The organism is Desulfofalx alkaliphila DSM 12257 (genome assembly GCF_000711975.1).
Classification (GTDB): Bacteria; Bacillota; Desulfotomaculia; order Desulfotomaculales; family Desulfohalotomaculaceae; genus Desulfofalx; species Desulfofalx alkaliphila.
In genome coordinates this window covers 21,518-43,749 of record NZ_JONT01000004.1, presented here as the reverse complement: position 1 = coordinate 43,749, position 22,232 = coordinate 21,518, and the positions used below count along the sequence as shown (strand labels likewise).

The following is a 22,232-nucleotide window of genomic DNA, read 5'->3' as shown; positions in this document are numbered from 1 at the left end:
TATTGGGGTTCTTTGTTAATCCTTTGGTCTGCGATTAAAGTTTCTTGGTCTTCTGTTTCTGGTGTTTTCTCGCTCGGTTTTTTCAACATATCCTTCGGGTGGTTGCATGGCTTCTTTTTTAGAAAGCTTTAACCTGCCCATGTTATCATAACCCAGCGCTTTTACAGTGATTATATCACCCTCTTTTACAACATCCTCTACCTTCTCCACACGATTATAAGCCAGTTGTGATATGTGAACCAGGCCGTCTTTGCCCTGCATGCCCAACACACCGGGTATTACCTCCACAAATGCTCCAAAGTCGGTAACCTTTACAACTTTGCCGGTGTATATTTCTCCTGGCTCCACTGTTTTAGTAAGGGTTTCTATAAGTTCATAGGCTTCTCTACCTGCTTCCCTGTTCACTGCGGAAATAAATACCCGGCCGTCATCTTCAATGTCAATATCCGCACCGGTTTTCTCAACAATGCTTTTAATAATTTTGCCGCCGGGGCCAATAACATCGCGGATCTGTTCGGGATCAATCTGCATACTGATAATTGCCGGCGCATATTGATTAATTTCATGCCGGGGCTCACTTATTACTTCAAGCATTTTATTCAATATATGCATACGCCCCCGGTGAGCCTGTGCAAGGGCTTTTTCAAATACCTCTCTGCTTATACCGGCTATTTTAATATCCATTTGTAAGGCGGTGATGCCTTTTGCTGTTCCGGCAACCTTAAAGTCCATATCTCCTAGGGCATCTTCTATGCCCTGAATATCAGTTAACACCACAAAGTCATCATCTTCTTTAATTAAGCCCATGGCAACACCTGAAACAGGGGCTTTAATTTTTACTCCGGCATCCATTAAGGCCAAGGTGCTGCCACAGACGCTACCCATAGAGGTTGAACCGTTAGACTCCAAGGCCTCTGACACAACACGGATAGTATATGGAAATTCATTTTCTGACGGCAACACCGGTATCAGGGCCCGTTCGGCCAGGGCACCGTGACCGATTTCGCGGCGTCCCGGTGAGCGCATCATTTTAGTTTCCCCGGTGCTATACGGTGGAAAATTATAATGATGCATATAGCGCTTGGTTTCTTCCACACCAAGGCCATCTAACACCTGTTCTTCGCTAATGCGACCCAATGTAGCCACTGAAAGAATTTGGGTTTGTCCCCTGGTAAATAAGCCACTGCCGTGGGTTCTCGGTAGAACTCCCACTTCAACGCTAATATTTCGTACTTCGTCAATGGCTCGACCGTCAATACGAATATGCTCTTTAGTAATCATACGACGCATTACTTTCTTTTCTTGTTCAGAAATTAGGTCTTTGATTACCTTTAACTGATTCTCATCAAATTCTTCTTCAGCGGTCAGCTGTTCCAATATGGCTTCTTTAACTTCTTCTAAAAATGCTTCTCTCTCTTTTTTAGCAAGTTTTTCATTTGCACATCTTTTGATTGCTTCAGTATAACTGCTGTCTGCCAGCTCAGTTACTTTTTGCTTTAATTCAGCATCAACTTCCGGGTCCTCAACTTCAACTTTAGGTTGAGCTAAGCCCATTTCCAGCGCATCTTGGCGGAATTGTTCAATAAACTTAACTATATCCTGCACTACACCGTGTCCAAACATTATACCTTCCAGCACAATAACCTCTGGCACTTCTTTCATACCGGCCTCAACCATCATCACTGCATCGCTGGTGCCGGCAACCACAAGGTGCATATCACTTTCTTGTGCCTGCTGGGTGGTTGGATTTATAACAAACTCATTGTCTACCCTGCCCACTATTATGGCTCCGATGGGTCCTAAAAAAGGAATGTTAGAAATATGTAATGCTGCCGAAGCCCCGATCATGGCTGCAACTTCCGGTGCATTATCTTGTTCAACCGATAACACCGTTGCAATAACCTGCACCTCATTGCGTAAATTTTTATTAAATAGCGGACGAATGGGTCTGTCCATTAATCTTGCAGACAACACTGCCTTTTCGCTGGGGCGACCCTCACGCTTAATAAATCCCCCTGGAATTTTGCCCACTGAGTAAAGCCGTTCTTCATAGTCCATAGTTAAGGGAAGAAAATCGATACCTTCGCGGGGGTTTTTGGACATGGTGGCGGTAACAAGCACTACAGTTTCACCGTAGCTTACCAGCACAGCTCCACCGGCTTGTTTGGCCAATCTGCCGGTTTCCAATGTTAGGACACGTCCACCTAGATTTATCTCCCTTCTTAGAACTTTTTGTTCGGTCATAGTATACCTCCTGAAATGGTTACATCTCATTGTTATAGCGATAGTATTTCCTATATCTTCAATTTTAAATACTATGCAATCATAAAGCTGTAATTTTACTAATATTTTACAGTACCTAAATGTACCAAAAAAGCGGGTTAAAAAAACCCGCTTTTTTGTTACTTGCGCAAACCTAATTTTTCAAGTATTGCACGGTAACGATCAAAATCACGGTCACGTAGATAGTTCAACAATGCCCTGCGCTGACCAACCATCTTTAACAAACCCCTGCGGGAATGATGGTCTTTCTTGTGCACCTTTAGGTGTTCAGTGAGTTCTTTAATGCGTTGCGACAGTATGGCAATTTGAACTTCAGGTGAACCGGTGTCTTTTTCATGAATTCTAAAGTTTTCAATAATATTGCTTTTCTTGTCCACACTCAATGCCATATATTTCACCTCCTTAGTTTTAAATCGCTGTTAGCCAAGAAGACCGTCGGAGTTAACGCACCACCTAGCTAACAGTTCGTATGGAAATTTACTTTCCAATTATGGTTATCACCAGCCGGCCGTTGGCTATGTCTTTAGCCACTATATCAAACATACGGCCTGACCTGGCAAAGAAACCCCTAAACCTTGTGGCTGTTGGTATGCGCCCCGGTATACCCTTTGCGGCAGTAATAATATCATGGGTGGTTATTTTATCCTGGCGCACATCCTTTAACCTTTTGCGCGCATGCTCGGTGATAATTACCCGCATTGCCGCCACCACAACTTAGCAGCCCCGGGATTGATATCCCCGGTCATCATCTTGCTGTTGGGCGAGAAATGCATATAATGCGTCTTGAAAAGCTATTAATCTTACATTATCAACATTTGACTTAACATACAAGCTCTCCAATTCGCGCTTAAGGTTTTGGAATTCTTCAGACAAACAAATAAGCGCTATGTGATTAAGCCAGCGCTTAATTTCTTCTTCCGGAGAATCACACTTTGGTGCTCCCACAGGCAACGTCTCCTTTCAAACAAATTAGACGTTTGCCGCGTTTATTGTAGCATATACAGGCTTAAATGTAAATGTAATGTCTATTTAATATATATTGTTGGAGACACCATTTATTCTTGTGAAATTTTATATAACTTTTCCTAAACAGACATTTTTTACATCCTGTCCGCCTGGGCCTCTTTAATATCGTTTTTGATTTGACTCACCAGTTCATGAACAGAGCTAAATCTTTGTTCACTTCGTAACCTTCGAATAAACTTTACAGTTATGTTTTTTCCATACAGGTCACCGGAAAAATCCAAGAGGTGTACTTCTAAATTTGTTTTGCCCCCTGCCCCGTTAAATGTAGGTTTAATGCCTATGTTGGCAACCCCTAGGAAAGTATCTTCATCTACAACCACATGTACACTGTAAACCCCCTTGGCCGGCACCAGTTGTTCCTGGTCTAGATTTAAATTGGCAGTGGGAAACCCAATTGTATTGCCCCTACGGTCTCCGCTGACTACTATACCTTCAACAAAAGGAGGATGCCCCAGGTATTTGGTTGCCTCTGTTACGTCACCTTCCATTAAATACCTTCTAATAAGTGTACTGCTTATCACTTGATCCCCGATTTTAACCGGGGGTATGATTTTTACTTGATATTTATATTTTTCAGCCTTGCTTTTAAGGGTATCGGCATTACCTGCACCCTTATTACCAAAGGTATAATTGTAACCCACAACCACTACTTTCGCAGCTAATTGTTCATATAACACCTTTTCAATAAATTCTTCCGGCGTCATTTTTGCAAATTCTAAGTTGAAGGGAACAGAAATGATCGCATCCACACCTAAACGGCCGATCATTTTCTCCTTTCCCTGCTGCGTTAACAATTTGGGTGGATTGTTGTTGGGTGCTAATACCGACAGCGGGTGGGGATCAAAGGTTAATATTACAGCTGTGCCACCGATATTTTTTGCAGTACTAACCACTTCAGTGATTAGCCTTTGATGTCCTATGTGAACTCCGTCAAAATTTCCTAAACCAACCACTATATTCCGGTATTTATCTTTTAAACCTTGGTAGGATTTTGTCACATGCATTGCAGTATCCTCCTATAATGCAGCAGGTATTAATGTTATTTTATGTAGATACTAATTCTTAGTTAATCAATTTTAATTATACACACTGGCTTAAAAACAAACCTCTTTCTTGCATCATGTTCATCAATTTGAGTTTTTGCCAATGCCAATAATTCATCATCGTGTTTTAAACGCACCAGTTGTCCCCCAGCTAAATCTTTGGGTTTTTTTAATACCCCTGGGGGATAAAGACTGGCCCCGGAGATGACCGATTTAACTGCTTGTTCCCTTAGTGTCACCACCGGGTAATCTTTCAGCACATCATCAATAGCGATAATCACCTTTTGGTGATCACCCTCTTCAAGCTCTTCCATTGTAATAGAATTATCTATACTAAATTGAGCCACCGATGTTCTTAGGAGAAAACTCATATGGGCACCAACACCCAGTTTTTCCCCTATATCATGGCACAATGTGCGTATATAGGTGCCTTTTGAGCAATGCACTTCACACAAGGCTTTGGGGTGCGCCGTTCCCCACCCCTGTGACCATATAATATTCAACTGATGAATTTTTACATTTCTGGGTTCTCTTTCAACCACTTGACCCATTCGGTGCAACTGATAAAGCTTCTTGCCTTTAATTTTAACCGCCGAGGCCATGGGTGGAATTTGCTTGATGTTCCCCACGAAATCTTTTAATACCTCTTTAAAATGTTCTTCTTTAATAAAAGAGGCGTCTGTGGTGCTTAGTACCTTCCCTTCACTGTCTTGGGTGTCAGTAACAACACCAAGGGTAATTTCTGCCCGATAGCTTTTATCTGCTCCGGCAATATACTGGGCAATCTTAGTTGCCCTACCCACACATATGGGCAAAACACCCACCGCTGCCGGATCCAGTGTTCCGGTATGTCCTACTTTTTTGGTTTTATAAATACGGCGCAAAACATTTACCACATCGTGGGAGGTCATTCCCGGGGGTTTAAGAATGTTAACCACCCCGTTTACCGGTTTGGTAATCATAGTTATTAATTTCCCCTCCGCACTGCATCAATTGCTGCAGTCACCACTTGTTTTTGAACACTATTAAAATCACCTTTAATTAAGCATCCGGAAGCCCTTTTATGACCGCCGCCGTTAAATTGGCCTGCCAGTTTATTTACATCCACCCGGTAATTAGACCGCATGCTAACCTTTACTAAACCGGGGGACTGCTCCCTGAACATCAAAGCCACATCTACCCCCTTGATTCTACGTGGGTAACTAATTAAGTCGTCGGTATGTTCATCCTTAGCCCCCGTAAGCTGCTTGGTGTTCCAATCTACGCATATCCAGGCAACTTTCCCACAGGCGGAAAGGCCCAGGGTGGGTAATGCCCTTTGTAGCACCTTAAATACTTCCAAGGGTTTTTCATCATATAATAGGTTTGATATTTTAGCCACCGGCACCCCGTAATTCAACAATTCCCCCACACGGCGGTGAGTGCCTGCAGTGGTGTTTTCATACCTAAATGAACCTGTGTCAGTGGCTATGGCAGTATATAAATTAATAGCAATATCCAGGTCAAGCTCTATGTTCATTTCTATTAATAGGTCATATATAATTTCACCGGTTGCTGCAGCTTTAATGTCAATGTAATTAACATTACCAAAAACCTGCTCAAAGGGGTGGTGGTCTATGCAAACCACCTTAACATCTTCATTATTTAATAACTCTTGCAATTCATCCCCTAAACGCCATGGAACAGAACAATCTAACACCACAAAGGTATCAAAATTGCCAAGGGGTAATCCAACCCTCAAGTCCTTTACCCCCGGCAAAAATTGATATATCTCAGGAATAGGGTCAGGAGAAGTGACGGTAACATTTTTGCCTAGTTTGTTTAGACCCTGGGCCAAAGCCAAGGTTGAACCAATACTGTCACCGTCAGGCGTCACATGCCCGGATATAATAATATTTTGGGCATCCTGCATTGCTTTCACAACATTTACGAAACTATTCATTGGCTGGACGTTCCCCTTCACCCTTAACTTCTTGTAGTAGTTTCATCACCTTAACCCCATGGCTTATTGAGTCATCTAACTTAAAGTTTAACTCCGGTGTATGGCGCAGTTTTATTCTTTTTCCTAATTCACTGCGAATATAGCCCTGGGCTTTTTTTAAGGCTTTTAATGTATCGCTGCCTTGTTGCTCATTGCCCATTACACTGATATAAATGTTGGCATGACGTAGATCCCCCGAAACTTCCACAGAAGTAATGCTCACAAAGCCGACACGGGGATCTTTCATATCCATTTGAATGATAGAAGAAACTTCTCTTTTAATTTCCTCCGCTAATCTTCCTGTACGGTGTGACAATCCAACACACCTCCCATAAGATTGTGACTAAATTAGTGTTCCCAATACTTCTTAGGCCAATTCCCTTTTTACCTCTTCAATAACAAAGGGCTCGATTATATCGCCCTCTTGAAAATCATTAAATTTTTCAAGAGTAATACCACATTCATAACCCTGGGGCACTTCTTTAGCATCATCTTTAAAGCGCTTTAAGGCTTCAATTTTACCTTCGTGAATAACAATTCCGTCCCTTATTACCCGTACTCCTGAATCACGGGTGATTTTACCTTCTAAAACATAACTTCCTGCAATGGTACCAATTCTCGAAACCTTGAAGGTTTTTCGAACCTCAACTCTGCCGATGACCACTTCTTTATATTCAGGATCTAACAGACCACTCATGGCCGCCTTCATGTCTTCAATGGCACTGTATATTACTTGGTACAACCTAATATCCACATTTTCAGTCTCCGCAGCCTTGCGGGCATTAACGTCAGGTCTTACGTTAAAACCAATGATAATTGCATTAGAGGCAGATGCCAGCATTATATCAGTCTCAGTGATTGCACCTACTCCCCCATGCACCATTGTGATCTTTACTTCCTCGTTTGATAAACGTTCCAGCGACTGGCTTAAGGCTTCCACAGAGCCCTGTACATCGGCTTTAATAATAATGGGCAGCTCTTTTATATTACCTGCTTTGATATGTTTAAACAGGTCATCCAGTGAAAGTTTATTGGTTAATTTCATTTCTTCTTCCCGTTTGCGGTTTTGACGTTTCTCTGCCACTGCCCGGGCAATTTTTTCGTCTTCAACTGCAACTAAAATATCACCGGCTTCAGGAACATCATTCAGCCCAAGCACTTCAACTGGAGTAGAAGGTCCTGCCTTTTTCACTCTCCTGCCGAAGTAATCCATCATTGCTCTAACACGGCCATAGGCACGGCCTACCACCACAGGATCGCCTACTTTTAAGGTGCCGTTTTGCACCAAGACAGTGGCAACTGGGCCACGTCCCTTGTCTAATTCTGCTTCTACTACAGTTCCACGGGCCAGTCTGTTGGGGTTTGCTTTTAACTCAGATATCTCGGATACCAGCAAAATCATTTCCAGCAGTTCCTCTAAGCCGGTTTGTTTAAGGGCCGATACTTCTACACTGATAACATCGCCACCCCATTGTTCTACCACCAATCCATGCTGAGTCAGTTCCTGGCGTACTCTGTCCGGTGCTGCCTGCGGTTTATCAATTTTATTGATGGCCACAATTATCGGTACATCCGCTGCCTTAGCATGGTTAATAGCTTCTACGGTTTGGGGCATTACACCGTCATCTGCTGCAACCACCAAAATAGCAATATCCGTCACCTTTGCCCCACGGGCGCGCATGGCTGTAAAGGCTGCGTGTCCCGGCGTGTCTAAAAAAGTAATCTTTTTACCGTTTTTCTCTACCTGGTAAGCGCCTATATGTTGTGTTATGCCTCCGGCTTCAGTGGCAGTTACATTTGCCTCCCGTATGGCATCCAGTAAAGAGGTTTTCCCATGGTCAACATGACCCATCACTGTAACCACAGGTGGACGCAGCTCAAGTTCTTCACTGTCATCCTCCGGCTCAGCCATCACCAATTCTTCAATATCTTCTTTAACTTTTACAATGGTATCATAACCAAATTCGTTGGCCACTATGGTTGCAGTATCAGCATCTATTTCCTGGTTAATTGTGGCCATTAAACCCATGCCCATCAGCGTCTTAATAACATCGGCAGCAGTACGGCGCAGCTTTTCAGCCAGCTCTTGTACAGTAAGACTTTCGCCAATGGTTATTGGTTTCTTCTCTACGGGTTGTCCCGGTTGCTGCTTTTCCTGTGATTTCTTATCGAACCTTTTCTTTTGAGGCCGGCGTTTTTGGGATTTAAATTTCTCCTGCCGTTCCTTTTGTTCTATCCAGCGGTCTTTATTGGCCATTTTATTTGCTTTTCCTCTTTGTTCAGGCCTCGGTCGTTCTTGGGCCTTGGCCTTGGCCTGTGCACTCACCACCGGATCCGGTTTAGGAATTGCTATCTCTTTATCTTTAGAAGTCCTTTTATGTTGTGCCAGCTGTTTACCTTGTTGACTGTCACGGGATGCAGTTTTACCCGGTTGGCCACCGCGACTGCCGGGTCTACCCTGCTGACCGCCGCGATCAGCTTTTCCTTGTTGGCCACCACGATTGCCCGGTCTGCCCTGTTGGCCGCCACGGCTGGCAGCCTTGCCCTGTTTAGATTGATGCTGGCCTTTTTGTCCGCTTTGTCCCTGGCGGGTGTTACCGGCCTGTTCAGATTTGCGTTCATCAAAACGGCGATCCGGTGGTCTGGACGGTACCCTGTCCACCAATCCAGGTCCTCGATTGTGTTCTTTCTTTTTACGTTCTGAACCTTTTACGTCATGGCTTTTTTTAGGTTCCATCATGGCTTTTAACTTTTCAACATATTGTTCTTCCACTGTGGCCAGAACAGACTTTACTGTGACTCCAAGGGAAGATAATTTATTTATAACATCTTTACTCTCAACATTAAGCTCTTTGGCAAGTTCATGTACACGTTTTTTTGTCATATATCCACCTCCGTAAGATTAGCGCAACATTGTCACGCCTCTCCCCTAACAATTACCTCAGAAATACCCTTAGCAAAGTTATTATCTATCACCGCCAATGCCGCTCTAGGTGTTTTACCGGCCAACACACCATATTCCGCTTTGGTGCCGGTTTCAATCACAGGAACCTTGTTAGCCTTCCCCATGTATAGATATTCCTTTTTGGTACGCTGGGAAGCATCGGTAGCCAGCAGTACCAGCAGAGCCCTTCCGCTCTTAATGGCTGATTTAACCTGATAATCACCTGTTAATAGTTTTCCTGCACGCTGGCAAAGACCTAATAAATTGACTGCCTTTTTATTCACTTGATTCCAACTCCTGCAGCAGTTTTTCATATACCTCGCTGCTAACACTATGTTTAAGTGCCTTTTCCAATCTATTGCCTTTTCTTGCCTTTTCAAGACACTGCTGTTGGGGGCATATATAAGCCCCCCGGCCTGATTTTTTGCCGGTGTAATCTATTTCTATCGTTTCGTCGGGGGTGCGCACGATGCGTATCAAGTCTTTTTTTATCTTCATCTCTTGACATCCCACACACATGCGGAAAGGCTTTTTTCGTACCTTAGCCATAACATCCTCCCCTTATTTTGGCACTTCTTCATCAACAATGTTTTCTTCAACATCCACCGGTTCACCGGAATTATCATCAAGGTATTCATCAGACAGATCATCATCATACCCTTCAGTATAATCATCATAACTATCTTCATCATAATAGTCAGATGTTTCACCATACTGGGGGTAAATTTCTTTCATCTGGCTTTCACTCTTAATGTCAATTTTCCAGCCGCTTAACTTAGCTGCCAATCTGGCATTTTGCCCCTCTTTTCCTATGGCAAGTGATAATTGGTAATCCGGAACAATTACCCGCGCCACCTTCTCATCTTCCCATATTTCAACAGCCACCACCTTAGAAGGTGAAAGGGAATTAGCCACAAATTTCGAAGGGTCTGGGTCCCATTTTACTATATCAATCTTTTCCCCATTTAGTTCATTGACAATACTCTGCACTCTCATTCCCTTAGGACCTACACAGGCACCCACAGGGTCTACGTTCTCATCTTTAGAATAAACTGCTATTTTTGATCGGGAGCCCGCTTCACGGGAAACAGACTTTAACTCCACCACACCCTCATGCAATTCCGGCACCTCTAATTCAAAAAGTCTCTTTAGCAGCCCCGGATGGGTGCGGGAAACCATTATCTGCGGTCCCTTAGTGGTCTTTCTCACTTCTACAATATAACATTTAAGTCTCATGCCCGGATATAAGTTTTCTCCGGGTATTTGTTCTGAGGGTGCAAGCACAGCCTCGGTTTTTCCCAATTCAATATATGCATTGCGCTGTTCAATGCGTTGAATAACCCCGGTGATAATATCACCTTCACGGTCTACGTACTCATCATAAATAATATTTCGTTCTGCTTCCCGAATTCTCTGCACCACAACTTGTTTAGCAGTTTGAGCGGCTATGCGACCAAAGTTCTTGGGTGTGACTTCTGTTTCCACAACATCGCCCAGGCTGTAATTTGGATTAATTGCCCGGGCGTCTTCAAGAGATATTTCCATTCGTTCATCTTCAACTTTATCAGTTACTAGCCTTTGGGAGTACACCCTAAAATCCCCAGTATCCCTATCAATAGTAACTTTAGCATTTTGAACAGAGCCAAAGTTTCGTTTATAGGCAGTTAGCAGTGCGGCTTCTATGGCATCCAACAAGATATCCACCGATATGCCCTTTTCCTTTTCCAGATCATGTAATGCATCTAAAAACTCAGTATTCATTTGTAGCTCCTCCTACAGCAACATTAAAATTCTACCACCAGCTTCGCCGAAGCAATTTTTTCCATTGGAATTGTTACTTGCTGGTTATCAAGTTCCAGTTGTACACCTGTTTGGTCAAAGCCCAACAACTTAGCGGTAAATTTTTTACGCCCGTTCAACGGCTCATATGTACTTATTGCAACTTTTTTGCCGGCAAAACGGCGGTAATCATCAGGTTTTTTTAACGGCCTTTCAATGCCGGGTGAAGATACTTCTAAAATGTAGGATTGAGGTATGGGGTCTTTTTCATCCAGTATGCTGTCTAATCGTTGTGACACTGCCTGACAATCATCTAAATCAACCCCGCCTTCTTTATCTATATATATCCGCAAATACCAATTTGCTCCCTCTTTTACGTACTCAACATCCACCAACTCTAAATTCATTTCCTCTACTATAGGTTTAGCAAATTCTGCAACCTGTGCAGTTACTTTAGATTTGCTCATTTAACGGGGCCCCTTTCCAGTACCTCGTGATAATAGGAAAGAGTGGGCGCAACCCCCACTCCTTCGAAAAACTTCCTAATTGATTCAAACCAAAGGTAGTATACCATAATAACCAGTTGTTTACAAGTGTTATGTTACACAGGACTATTATGTGCACATTATTGCCTATTTAAAAATTAATATACATAAATTAATATACATAATTAAATTAAAATAAGCTCAATTGATCAGTTTGATCCATGCCTTGTAAACAACCATGGTTTTCCATAATTTCAATTACGGTTTTCGACACCTTAGCTCGGTTTCTTAAATCTTCTATTGAAGTAAAGGGTGATTCTTCCCGGGCTTTCACTATACTTTTGGCAGCAGACTCACCTAGTCCTTGCAGTGCCATCAAAGGTGGCAGCAGTTCTTCGCCTACAATTAAAAACTTAGTGGAATGTGAACGTTTTAGGTCCACCCTTTGAAAGTTTATACCCCGGGCATACATCTCCAATGCCACTTCTAAAATTGTAAGCATGTTTTTTTCCTTTGTTGATGCAGTCACTCCCTTTGCTTCTATTTCTTCAATGGCCTTAAGTACAGCCTGTTGGCCGCCTATAATGTGATCTGCATCAAAATCATCGGCTCGCACTGTAAAATAAGTGGCATAAAACTCCTTAGGGTAATTTACCTTAAACCATGCTATCCGAAAAGCCATCATCACATAAGCAACAGCATGGGCCTTTGGGAACATGTACTTGATTTTGCGACATGACTCTATATACCACTGGGGAACGCCGTGGCTGCGCATTGATTCTGCGTCCTCTTCATCCACTCCTCTACCCTTACGTACCTTCTCCATTATTTTAAATGCCTGTTTAGGTGGTAGTCCTTGATAAATAAGATAGACCATAATATCATCCCGGGCAGAAATAGCCTCGGATAACTGACAAACACCCTCTTTAATTAGATCTTGGGCGTTGTTCAGCCACACATCAGTGCCGTGTGAAAAACCGGAAATACGCACCAGTTCACTGAATGTCTTTGGCTTTGTATCAACCAACATTTGGCGTACAAATTTTGTACCAAATTCAGGGATGGCATAGGACCCCACCTGAGATCGAATTTGTTCCGGAGTGACACCTAAGGCATGGGTGCTATAAAATAAGCTTAGTGTTTCTGGATCATCCAAGGGTATCTCTTGGGCCTTTACACCGGTAAGGTCTTCCAACATTTTAATAACAGTGGGATCATCATGTCCTAAAATATCTAATTTTATCAGGCAGTCATGAATGGAATGATAGTCGAAATGGGTGGTGATAATACCACTTTTCTTATCGTCAGCCGGATGTTGTAACGGTGTAATTTTGTGCACATCTATATCCTTAGGCACAACCATCATACCTCCGGGGTGCTGTCCGGTGGTGCGTTTAACTCCGGTGCAACCATTCACTAAGCGGTTAATTTCCGCTTCCCGTTTAACCAATTTTTTTTCATCAAGATATTTTTTCACAAAACCATAGGCTGTTTTTTCGGCTATGGTACCTATGGTACCGGCCCTAAACACCTTATCCTTGCCAAATAACTCCTCTGTGTATTTATGAGCCCGGGGTTGATACTCACCGGAAAAGTTCAAATCTATATCCGGCACCTTATCTCCCTCAAAGCCCATAAAAACTTCAAAGGGAATATCATGCCCATCTTTTTTTAAAACACTGCCGCAATTTGGGCATTCTTCATCAGGCATATCCGCCCCGCTACCATAACTGCCGTCTTCTACAAACCGGCTAAATTTGCACCGGGGGCACCGGTAATGGGGGGGTAAAGGGTTAACCTCAGTTATGCCGGTTAGGGTGGCCACCAGGGAGGAACCGACGGAACCCCTGGAGCCAACTAAATACCCATCATCCATAGACTTTTTTACAAGCTTATGGGCAATAAGATATAAAACGGCAAATCCGTTGCCGATAATGGATTTTAACTCTTTATCCAGCCTTTCTTTCACAATGGCCGGTAGCGGATTTCCGTATAGTTCCTGTGCCCCTTGCTCAGCCATATTTGTAATTTGCTGCTCTGCCCCTTCAATTTTAGGGGGATAAGGTTCCAGGGGAACAGGCAGTAGCTTATCTACTGAATCAGCAATCTCTCTAGGGTTTGTCACAACCACTTCATATGAAGCCTCTTTTCCAAGATATGAGAACTCGTCCAACATCTCATTGGTGGTCTTAAAGTAGAGGGGGGGCTGTTTTTCAGCATCTTCAAAACCCTGACCGTACATTAAAATGCGGCGATATATTTCATCCTCAGCATTTAAAAAGTGCACATCTCCGGTGGCCACCACTGGCTTGCCCAGCCTTTTACCCAGCCGGTAGATGTACCGGTATATTTCCCTTAGCTGATCGATGCTTTGTAACTGACCGGTGTTAACCAAAAACTCACTGTTGCCCACCGGTTGTATTTCCAGGTAATCGTAAAAGGAAGCTATCTTTTCAATTTTATCTTCAGGTGCACCGGCAAGAATACTTCTAAACAACTCTCCGGCTTCGCAGGCTGAACCAATTAAAAGACCCTCACGATAGGACGCCAGCAGGCTTTTGGGTATACGTGGATGCCGGTAAAAGTATTTTAAATGGGACAAGCTGATCAAATTATATAAGTTCTCTAAACCCTTTTGAGATTGCGCCAAAATGGTGACATGATTAGGCTTTACTTTATCTAAATTACCGCTGCCAATTAGCGTGTTTAAATCTGCCAGCCTTTTGATACCTTGATCTATGCATTTATCTAAAAATATTTTTAACAATTTGCCTGTGGCGCCGGCATCATCCACCGCCCGGTGATGGTTTTCTAAGGGCACCTTAAACTCTGCACACAGTGTTTTAAGCTTATGATTTTTTAAACTGGGATACAAAGCCCGTGACAAAGTCAGTGTATCCAACACAGGATTGTTTAACGACTTCCCTAGCAGTTTTTTAAGATTTACCCTTATAAAAGGCACATCAAAGGCTGCGTTGTGAGCAACCAATACGGCATCACCAATAAAGCCTAGAAATTTTTCCAATGCCGCTGCCGCATCGGGGGCGTCTTTAACCATATCAGCAGTGATGCCGGTCAGCTTAACTATTTCTAGGGGTATTGTTGCTTTCGGCCGTATCAGTGTTGAAAAGCTATCTACCACTTCGAACCCAGAGAATTTCAAAGCACCTATTTCAATTATTTCGTCGGTTCGGGGGTGAAGTCCGGTGGTCTCAATGTCAAAGACTACAAACTCAGTGTTCGCTAAGTCTGTGGCAGTGGGGTTCTCCACCACCGGTGCACCGTCATCTATTAGATAAGCTTCAACACCGTATATCACCTTTATGCCGGCCTTTTCACCGGCACTATAGGCTTCCGGAAAAGCTTGTATTACGCCGTGGTCTGTAATGGCTACCGCCGGATGCCCCCACCGGGCGGCCTGTGTGATGGCAGTGGTGGCGTCGAGTACGGCATCCATTGCACTCATCTTGGTATGTAAGTGCAATTCCACTCTTTTTTCTTTGGCCTCATCCACCCGTTCAGGAGCTGAGCTTGCATTAATATCATAGGCCATTAATGTAAGCTCTTGAGTATAGCGGTCATGTTGTACCGGGCCCCTTACCAACACCCAACTGCCATTTTTGATCTTTGCAGCACCCTCAGATTTATCCTTTTCCAAAAAACACTTTACAGCTATGGAGTCGGTGTTGTCGGTTATATTAAACATTAATAATTGTCTTCCGCTGCGCAACTCTTTAAGATCCACTCCAAATACCCGACCGCAGACCACCACCTGCCGCTCTTCCTCTTGGATGTTTTCCAACTTCACCGCTTGCTCTTTAATGGCACGACCAATAAAAACACCCGTATCGGCGGGTGTAGATTTAGCATTGTTATTTTTTTTACTTGTCTTGTCAGCGGTATTGGCAGAGCCTGTCACAGCCTGCTGTATTTTTTTAACATACTCTTCTTCTGCTTTGCTTTGCCATGACGGCTGACGGTCAATGTCTTTATTGTCATCACATGAAAGTTCAATTTTGGGTATAAAACCAATTTCAGTGGCAAACTGTTCAGCCAGTTGATTAACAACATCCCGCTGTTGTAACATTTTTATGCCTAACTTATCCTTTAGTTGTACTGCCAGTGTGCCTTCCCTGTAGTTATACCGGGCAGTTTGCAGCCAGCCCTTGGCCGAAGGAACACCCTTAATAACAAAGCTAATTGCTTTAGCCCATATTTCAGATAGTTTTTGCGCAATTTCTTGATCAGTTAATTTTGTGGTTATTGTAAAATTAACCGCTTTTAACTCAGGCATTACCCGGTAAAAATACTGTTTTATTTCTTCCAGTCTTTCTTTATCCGGAGGGGTAGAACAGTTCAGGTGGATGTGCCAACAGCATTGCCGGGTATCCACCTGAACTTTTGCCACCTTTGCATCAGGAAGTAATTTGGTTATCATTTCCTTCGTACTTTGCAAGACCTACAAACCTCCCGCTGCCTGTACTACATTTTATTGAAGGGATATCAATGTTTTCTGTATTGCATCTGTCAATTCTTCTATGCTTATGTTTTCTTTTGCTTGGGTTTTTCGATTATATACTTCAACGACTTTGTCTTCCGCCGTTCTCTTTCCAACCACCACTCTTATGGGATAACCGATTAGGTCAGCATCTTTAAATTTGACGCCGGGACGCTCATTGCGATCATCTAATACAACCTCTATGCCCCTACCACTTAATTCATTATAAATGTCCTCTGCCAACTGCATCTGTTGTTGATCCTTAACGCTTATAGGAACTACCACAACATGGTAAGGGGCAATGCTCACCGGCCAAATTATGCCATTATCATCATGGTTTTGTTCCACAGATGCAGCCATTGTACGACCGACACCTATGCCGTAGCAGCCCATGATAATGGGTTTTTCTTTGCCGTTTTGGTCCAAGTAGTGAGCCTTAAGTATTTTACTGTATTTATCACCTAATTTAAAGATCTGCCCAACTTCTATGCCCTTAGCCTCCTGCAGTTTTCCATCACATTTGGGGCAAGATTCACCGGCTGTGACCATCCGAATATCCTCCACCAAGTCCATTTTAAAATCACGACCGGGATTAACATTTATTAAATGGGCATCACCTTTATTTGCCCCTGCAACTGCATTGACCATTTGTGCCACTTCTAAATCTGCAATAATACGCACATCATTAAGGTTCACCGGGCCGGCATAACCCACCGGAGCACCGGTTACTTCTTTTACGGTTTCCGGCCCTGCCAGTTCCAAGGTTAGGCAGCCCAAGGCATTATATAATTTAATTTCGTTTAGCTCTCTGTCTCCCCTTACCAGGGCGGCAACTATTTCTTTGTCAGTTTTATAGATAAGCGTCTTGATTATTTGCCGGGCTTCAACCTCTAAAAATTCAGTAACCTGCTCCACCGTATGGGCACCGGGGGTAGTCACTTCCCTCATTTCAAGTTTTTCAAGGCCGGCATCTAAACCGGCAGCGGGCAGTGATGCCTTTTCTACATTTGATGCATAATCGCAAGTATCGCAGTACAATATGGTGGCTTCACCGGAGTCTGCCAACACCATAAATTCATGGGTTGTACTGCCGCCTATGGCGCCGGAGTCTGCTTCCACCGGACGAAATGTTAAGCCGCACCGCGTAAATACGTTAGTATATGCCCGGTGCATTTTTTCATAGCTTTTTTGTAAGCCTTCTTCGTCTTTATCGAAGGAGTAAAGGTCTTTCATTATAAATTCTCTACCCCTCATTAAGCCAAAGCGCGGGCGCCGCTCATCGCGGTATTTATTGCCGATATGGTAAAGTAATTGTGGCAATTGTTTATAGGACCTGACATCGTTTCTTACTAACACCGTGATTACTTCCTCATGGGTAGGACCCAAGCAAAAATCTCTATTATGACGGTCTTTAAAACGCATTAGCTCCGGGCCATACACCTGCCACCGACCCGATTCTAACCACAGCTCAGCAGGCTGCATAATAGGCATCAGCATTTCCTGACCGCCCTGTTTATCCATTTCTTCCCGAATAATGTTCATTATCTTTTTAATTACCCGCATACCCAAGGGCAGGTAAGAATAAACCCCGGCTGCGGTTTTACGGATAAAACCCGCACGAAGCAGTAATTTATGACTGACCACCTCTGCCTCAGCAGGTGTTTCTCTTAAGGTGGGTATAAACATTTCAGATACGCGCATCGGTAACCTCCGTATATAGTGTAATTTAAACAAACCTGCCACACCGGAACAAGAAACCGGCGGCCATGGAAACCCGCCCCTTAACCGGCGCCACAGGGTTTTCTACTGGAACCATTAAATTTTATCAATCTCAGCCAAAAGTTCCTCTAAGAGTTTCCCCTCGGGTACTTTCTTTACAATCTCACCCTTGCGAAAAATTATGCCCACTCCTTTGCCTCCGGCTATGCCCACGTCTGCCTCCCTGGCTTCACCGGGGCCGTTTACTACACAACCCATCACCGCCACCTTTATTGGCTTGTCCAGTTTTTGTAGTCTATCTTCCACTTGGTGGGCAATATTTATCAAATCTATTTCGGTACGGCCACAGGTGGGGCAGGAAATGATTTCCACTCCCCTACGGCGTAATCCCAGTGACTGTAAAATTTGATAAGCCACCTTAAGCTCATGGCGGGGGTGGCCTGTCAATGATACCCTAAGGGTATCCCCCAGTCCCTCGGACAGTAGTATGCCAATGCCAACGGCAGATTTAATCGCACCGGAATTAACAGTACCCGCTTCGGTAACACCAATGTGAAATGGATAATCAACCTCTTTGGCCAACTGTCGGTATGCCTCTAACATTAAGGGTATATTAGAAGCCTTTAATGATATTTTTATATCATAAAAATTTAATTTTTCCAGTATAGTAATGTGTTTTAGGGCACTTTCCACCAATGCCCCAGGTGTAACACCATTATATTTTTCCAATAATTCCCGTTCCAAAGATCCTGCATTTACCCCAATGCGAATGGGTATAACCCTATCCTTTGCAGCCGTCACCACTTCAAGCACCTTACTTTTACCGCCGATATTACCCGGGTTAATACGCAAACCGTCAACACCGGCAGCTATGGCTTTTAGCGCCAATTTATGATTGAAATGTATATCCGCAATTAAGGGTATGTTAATTTGTGCTTTTATATCCCTAAGTTTGGCAGCGGCTGCTTCGTCCGGTACCGCCACCCTGATTATTTCGCAGCCTAATTCTGCCAGTTCTTTAATTTGTGCAACGGTGGCAGCAACATCTCTGGTGTCAGTGTTGGTCATAGACTGCACAGATATGGGTGAATCCCCGCCCACCGGCACGCTGCCCACATTTATTAACCGGGTTTTCCTTCGGTTAATCATTTATAGCCCCCCATTAAGTACCGGTTATTAATCCAATAATGTCTTTGTAAGTAATCACAATGATCAGTAGCAATAATAAAGTAAAACCAATCATATGAATAAAACCTTCTTTTGAGGGATCAATCGGTTTACCGGCAATTTTTTCCCAGCCCAGAAATATCAGCTTGCTTCCGTCCAATGCCGGGATGGGGAAAAGGTTAAACAGACCAACGTTAATAGAGAGGAATGCAGCCAACTGCAACAGGTTTAAAAAGCCGTCCTCTGCCGCATTACCAATTTCAGAAACAATCCGCACCGGGCCACCTAAATCAACCGGTGCCTGGGCAGAAAACATTTGAATAAGGTAGGTAATAATCAAAACGGTTACCTGCCAAGTTGTTTCAATACCCCGCCATATGGCCACCAAGGGGTTTAACCGGTCTGCCTTTGACTCGTCTGCCATAATGCCAATTACATACATGCCGTCTTCATTTAACAGCGGAGTAATGACAAAATCTTTAGTCATTCCATCCCTATCAACAACTATATTTAATTGTTGGCCGCTATAGGCATTTACCTGGGTAACTAAGTCCGACCAGGTATCCACGGCCTTGTTATTTATAGATACCACCCGATCCCCCGGCATTAACCCTACCTGTTCCGCCGGGTACCCCTCAATTACTCCTCCAATATGTGCAGTGGGTATCGGTATCAACATAAACACCACTGCCAACAAGATGGCCGCAAGGACAAAGTTCATCAATGGCCCTGCCACTATTACCGCAGACCGTTGGGATACCGTCTTACTGTTATATGCCCTTTTAATATCAAAGCCGGGGTTGGCCTTATCTTCTTCTTCAGGATCCATTCCGGCCATGCGAACATAACCGCCCAGGGGAATCAGCCTTAAATTATACATGGTTTCCCCCCGTTTAAAACCAAAAACCTTAGTGCCGAACCCCAAGCTAAATTCATACACCTTTATGTCTACTTTTTTAGCCACTAAAAAGTGTCCCAGTTCGTGGAAAAATATTAAAATGCCAAAGACAAACACTGCAGCAATAAATGTTAGCATTGTACACCTCAAAACGCTATTTTTAGAATTGGTAAGCCGCTTCCCTTGCCCAACGGTCAGCCTGTAATATGTCCTCCAAGGTGGGACTTGCCACCCTTTGGTGTTTTTCCATAACCCTGCTCACCGTTTTAGGTATATCGGTAAAAGCTATTTCTTTTCGTAAAAATCTTTCCACAGCCACCTCATTGGCCGCGTTTAACACCGCCGGCATGGTACCACCTATTCTTCCTGCTTGATAGGCAAGTTTTAAACATGGAAAACGATCTAAATCAGGCCGCTCAAAGGTGAGATGTGCCACCTGCATTAAATCCAGCTTAGGTAAATTATTTGGCCAACGGTGGGGATTTGACAGGGCATACTGAATCGGTATTCGCATGTCAGGAATACCCAGATGGGCCATCACCGATCCGTCAATAAACTCCACCATTGAGTGAACGATGCTCTGGGGGTGAACAAGCACATCCACCTTATCAAAGTCCACATCAAATAACCAGCGAGCTTCTATAACCTCTAACCCCTTATTCATTAGAGTGGCTGAATCTATCGTTATCTTACTACCCATATTCCAATTGGGGTGCTTTAGTGCCTGTTCCGGTGTAATTGCATCCATTTCTTTCTGTGGTAAATTTCTAAAGGGACCACCGGAGGCAGTAAGTATCAATCGGGAAAGTGCCTTAGTATCTTCACCGTTTAAGCATTGCCATATGGCAGAATGCTCACTGTCCACCGGGTATATTTTTACTCCCCGGGCACCTGCCTCAGCCATTACCAAGGGTCCTGCTGCAACCAAGGTTTCTTTATTTGCTAAAGCAAGGTCCTTACCGCTCTCTATTGCTTTTAAGGTTGGCGCTAAGCCTACAGTGCCGGTAACGGCAGTTAACACTATATCTGCATCCTCACAACCGGCCACTGCAAGTAAGCCCTCGCTTCCATGGTAAATATCTATCCCTTTGGATGCGCCAAACTCCTTTTGTAACAAACCGGCATGTTCAACACTGGATACCGATACCACCTTCGGTTGAAATTCTTTTACTTGTTTTATCAATAACTCAATGTTTTTTCCAGCAGATAAGCCAACAATTTTAATCTTGTCTGGGTTGTTATATGCCACATCCAAGGCTTGGCACCCAATGGAGCCGGTACTGCCAATTATAGAAACCTTTTTCACGTCAACACCTCAAAGTATTTATTTCACCCTTTGTAGTATATTTCCTGCTTTAAGGGCAGCTTGAATTGCAATTAATAATATCGGGCCTAAAATCAGTCCTAAAAATCCTATTAATTGTAATCCCATAAACATTGCCATCAGCACTGCCAGCGGATGCAATCCCAAATTATGTGCCACCACCCGGGCCTCCAATAATTGACGTACCGCCATGATGAGCACATAAAGGATGGCCACCTTTAGACCGAATACGTAATTTCCGGTAAAAAACAACCATACTAACCATGGTATAAATAAGGTGGAAGGTCCCAGTACCGGTATAATATCAAACAAACCGACCACTAAACCCACCGTAAGGGCGTAGTCCACCCCAATAATGTACAGACCTATAATACAAATGGTAGTGCTAATGGCTACCAAAATGCCCTGGGCTTTCAAATAGCCCCAAAAGGCTCCTAATACCTCACGTAACACATTTAAACTGTTCTGACCATGGGGAGTTGGTACTATCTTTAACCAAAAGTTAGCTATACGGCGACGATCCTTGGCAATAAAATAAGTGGCTAAAAAGGTTACAATGGCACCGACAAAGGTTCCCGGCACCAGGGACAGCACCGCTAATAATGATGCAACCACAATTTCTACCAATGATTGTAGCATAGCAGTTAAATTGCGCACCAAATCCTGAAGGTAACTTATCATATCCACAGGTAAGTCACCGTAAAAACGCATTACAACCGGAATTAATGATTCCAGGTACATTCTAACCTCTCTGGCTGCATCCGGTAATGTCTGGGATATGGCGATTAATTCTGCCAACAACTGCACAACCAGATAGGTGAAGGCCGTTCCTAAACCACCAAAAACAAGCAACATCGATAAGCCAACAGCCGGACCACGGCCTAACCTTAAGCGATTCTGCAGCAAATTTATTAATGGCTCCATCATAAAAGCAATAAATGCAGCCAAAATAAAAGGCAACAGGGCCGGGAATAAATAACCGGCTAACCATATAAATAAACCGGCCAGAGCCAGCGACAACAACACCGCTGCCACCAGCACAATTGTATTTATTGCAGGTCTATACCATCCTGGAACCAATTATT

At 43.6% G+C, this 22,232-nt stretch carries 19 protein-coding genes; all 19 read right to left on the bottom strand.

The genetic code is table 11. From position 1 onward, the window contains the following. Positions 1–15: 15 nt before the first annotated feature. The 19 genes from BR02_RS0104030 to ytvI all read right to left on the bottom strand — a co-directional run bounded on the left by BR02_RS0104030 (position 16) and on the right by ytvI (position 22,227). Entirely contained in the window at positions 16–2,244 is a 2,229-nt protein-coding gene (locus tag BR02_RS0104030) for a polyribonucleotide nucleotidyltransferase (protein WP_031514437.1), read from the bottom strand. A 158-nt stretch (positions 2,245–2,402) separates the two neighbouring features. Next, positions 2,403–2,672, bottom strand: coding sequence for a 30S ribosomal protein S15 (rpsO, locus tag BR02_RS0104025; RefSeq protein WP_031514436.1), 270 nt, complete (start codon positions 2,670–2,672; stop codon positions 2,403–2,405). Positions 2,673–2,760: 88 nt separating this feature from the next. After that, the gene (locus BR02_RS0104020) at positions 2,761–2,982 is read right to left on the bottom strand and encodes a hypothetical protein (protein ID WP_031514435.1); all 222 of its coding nucleotides are present in this window, start codon (positions 2,980–2,982) and stop codon (positions 2,761–2,763) included. A gap of 15 nt (positions 2,983–2,997) precedes the next feature. Next, on the bottom strand, positions 2,998–3,228 hold the full coding sequence (locus BR02_RS0104015; RefSeq protein ID WP_031514434.1) for a hypothetical protein: 231 nt from the start codon (positions 3,226–3,228) through the stop codon (positions 2,998–3,000). 155 nt (positions 3,229–3,383) lie between these two features. Beyond that, positions 3,384–4,313 carry a bifunctional riboflavin kinase/FAD synthetase gene (locus BR02_RS0104010; RefSeq protein WP_031514433.1) on the bottom strand — a complete coding sequence of 310 codons (930 nt, stop codon included), beginning with the start codon at positions 4,311–4,313 and terminating at the stop codon, positions 3,384–3,386. A 62-nt stretch (positions 4,314–4,375) separates the two neighbouring features. Continuing rightward, positions 4,376–5,314, bottom strand: coding sequence for a tRNA pseudouridine(55) synthase TruB (gene truB, locus BR02_RS0104005; RefSeq protein WP_031514432.1), 939 nt, complete (start codon positions 5,312–5,314; stop codon positions 4,376–4,378). A gap of 5 nt (positions 5,315–5,319) precedes the next feature. Continuing rightward, positions 5,320–6,294: a DHH family phosphoesterase gene (locus tag BR02_RS0104000; protein ID WP_031514431.1), complete on the bottom strand. Its 975-nt coding sequence runs from the start codon at positions 6,292–6,294 to the stop codon at positions 5,320–5,322. Continuing rightward, a complete protein-coding gene (gene rbfA, locus BR02_RS0103995) occupies positions 6,287–6,649 on the bottom strand; it encodes a 30S ribosome-binding factor RbfA (RefSeq protein WP_031514430.1) in 363 nt (120 codons plus the stop codon). The genes BR02_RS0104000 and rbfA overlap by 8 nt, the downstream gene beginning before the upstream one ends. A gap of 51 nt (positions 6,650–6,700) precedes the next feature. Next, the gene (gene infB / locus BR02_RS0103990) at positions 6,701–9,217 is read right to left on the bottom strand and encodes a translation initiation factor IF-2 (RefSeq protein ID WP_031514429.1); all 2,517 of its coding nucleotides are present in this window, start codon (positions 9,215–9,217) and stop codon (positions 6,701–6,703) included. 32 nt (positions 9,218–9,249) lie between these two features. Continuing rightward, positions 9,250–9,561, bottom strand: coding sequence for a L7Ae/L30e/S12e/Gadd45 family ribosomal protein (locus BR02_RS0103985; protein ID WP_031514427.1), 312 nt, complete (start codon positions 9,559–9,561; stop codon positions 9,250–9,252). Then, on the bottom strand, positions 9,554–9,826 hold the full coding sequence (rnpM, locus tag BR02_RS0103980) for an RNase P modulator RnpM (protein ID WP_031514425.1): 273 nt from the start codon (positions 9,824–9,826) through the stop codon (positions 9,554–9,556). Before rnpM ends, BR02_RS0103985 begins: the two co-directional genes overlap by 8 nt. Positions 9,827–9,838: 12 nt before the next feature. After that, on the bottom strand, positions 9,839–11,038 hold the full coding sequence (nusA, locus tag BR02_RS0103975; protein ID WP_031514423.1) for a transcription termination factor NusA: 1,200 nt from the start codon (positions 11,036–11,038) through the stop codon (positions 9,839–9,841). A gap of 23 nt (positions 11,039–11,061) precedes the next feature. Beyond that, a complete protein-coding gene (gene rimP / locus BR02_RS0103970) occupies positions 11,062–11,523 on the bottom strand; it encodes a ribosome maturation factor RimP (protein WP_031514421.1) in 462 nt (153 codons plus the stop codon). A 208-nt stretch (positions 11,524–11,731) separates the two neighbouring features. Next, positions 11,732–15,997 carry a PolC-type DNA polymerase III gene (locus BR02_RS0103965; protein WP_274377108.1) on the bottom strand — a complete coding sequence of 1,422 codons (4,266 nt, stop codon included), beginning with the start codon at positions 15,995–15,997 and terminating at the stop codon, positions 11,732–11,734. A 33-nt stretch (positions 15,998–16,030) separates the two neighbouring features. Continuing rightward, positions 16,031–17,740 carry a proline--tRNA ligase gene (locus BR02_RS0103960; RefSeq protein WP_031514417.1) on the bottom strand — a complete coding sequence of 570 codons (1,710 nt, stop codon included), beginning with the start codon at positions 17,738–17,740 and terminating at the stop codon, positions 16,031–16,033. Between the two features lie 114 nt (positions 17,741–17,854). Continuing rightward, positions 17,855–18,904: a flavodoxin-dependent (E)-4-hydroxy-3-methylbut-2-enyl-diphosphate synthase gene (gene ispG, locus BR02_RS0103955; protein WP_114638791.1), complete on the bottom strand. Its 1,050-nt coding sequence runs from the start codon at positions 18,902–18,904 to the stop codon at positions 17,855–17,857. Between the two features lie 16 nt (positions 18,905–18,920). Continuing rightward, positions 18,921–19,961 (bottom strand): RIP metalloprotease RseP, encoded by a 1,041-nt coding sequence (rseP, locus tag BR02_RS0103950; RefSeq protein WP_031514413.1) that lies wholly within the window; start codon positions 19,959–19,961, stop codon positions 18,921–18,923. A gap of 22 nt (positions 19,962–19,983) precedes the next feature. Beyond that, positions 19,984–21,129, bottom strand: coding sequence for a 1-deoxy-D-xylulose-5-phosphate reductoisomerase (locus tag BR02_RS0103945; RefSeq protein WP_031514411.1), 1,146 nt, complete (start codon positions 21,127–21,129; stop codon positions 19,984–19,986). 18 nt (positions 21,130–21,147) lie between these two features. Beyond that, positions 21,148–22,227, bottom strand: coding sequence for a sporulation integral membrane protein YtvI (gene ytvI / locus BR02_RS0103940; protein WP_031514409.1), 1,080 nt, complete (start codon positions 22,225–22,227; stop codon positions 21,148–21,150). Between the last annotated feature and the right edge of the window lie 5 nt (positions 22,228–22,232).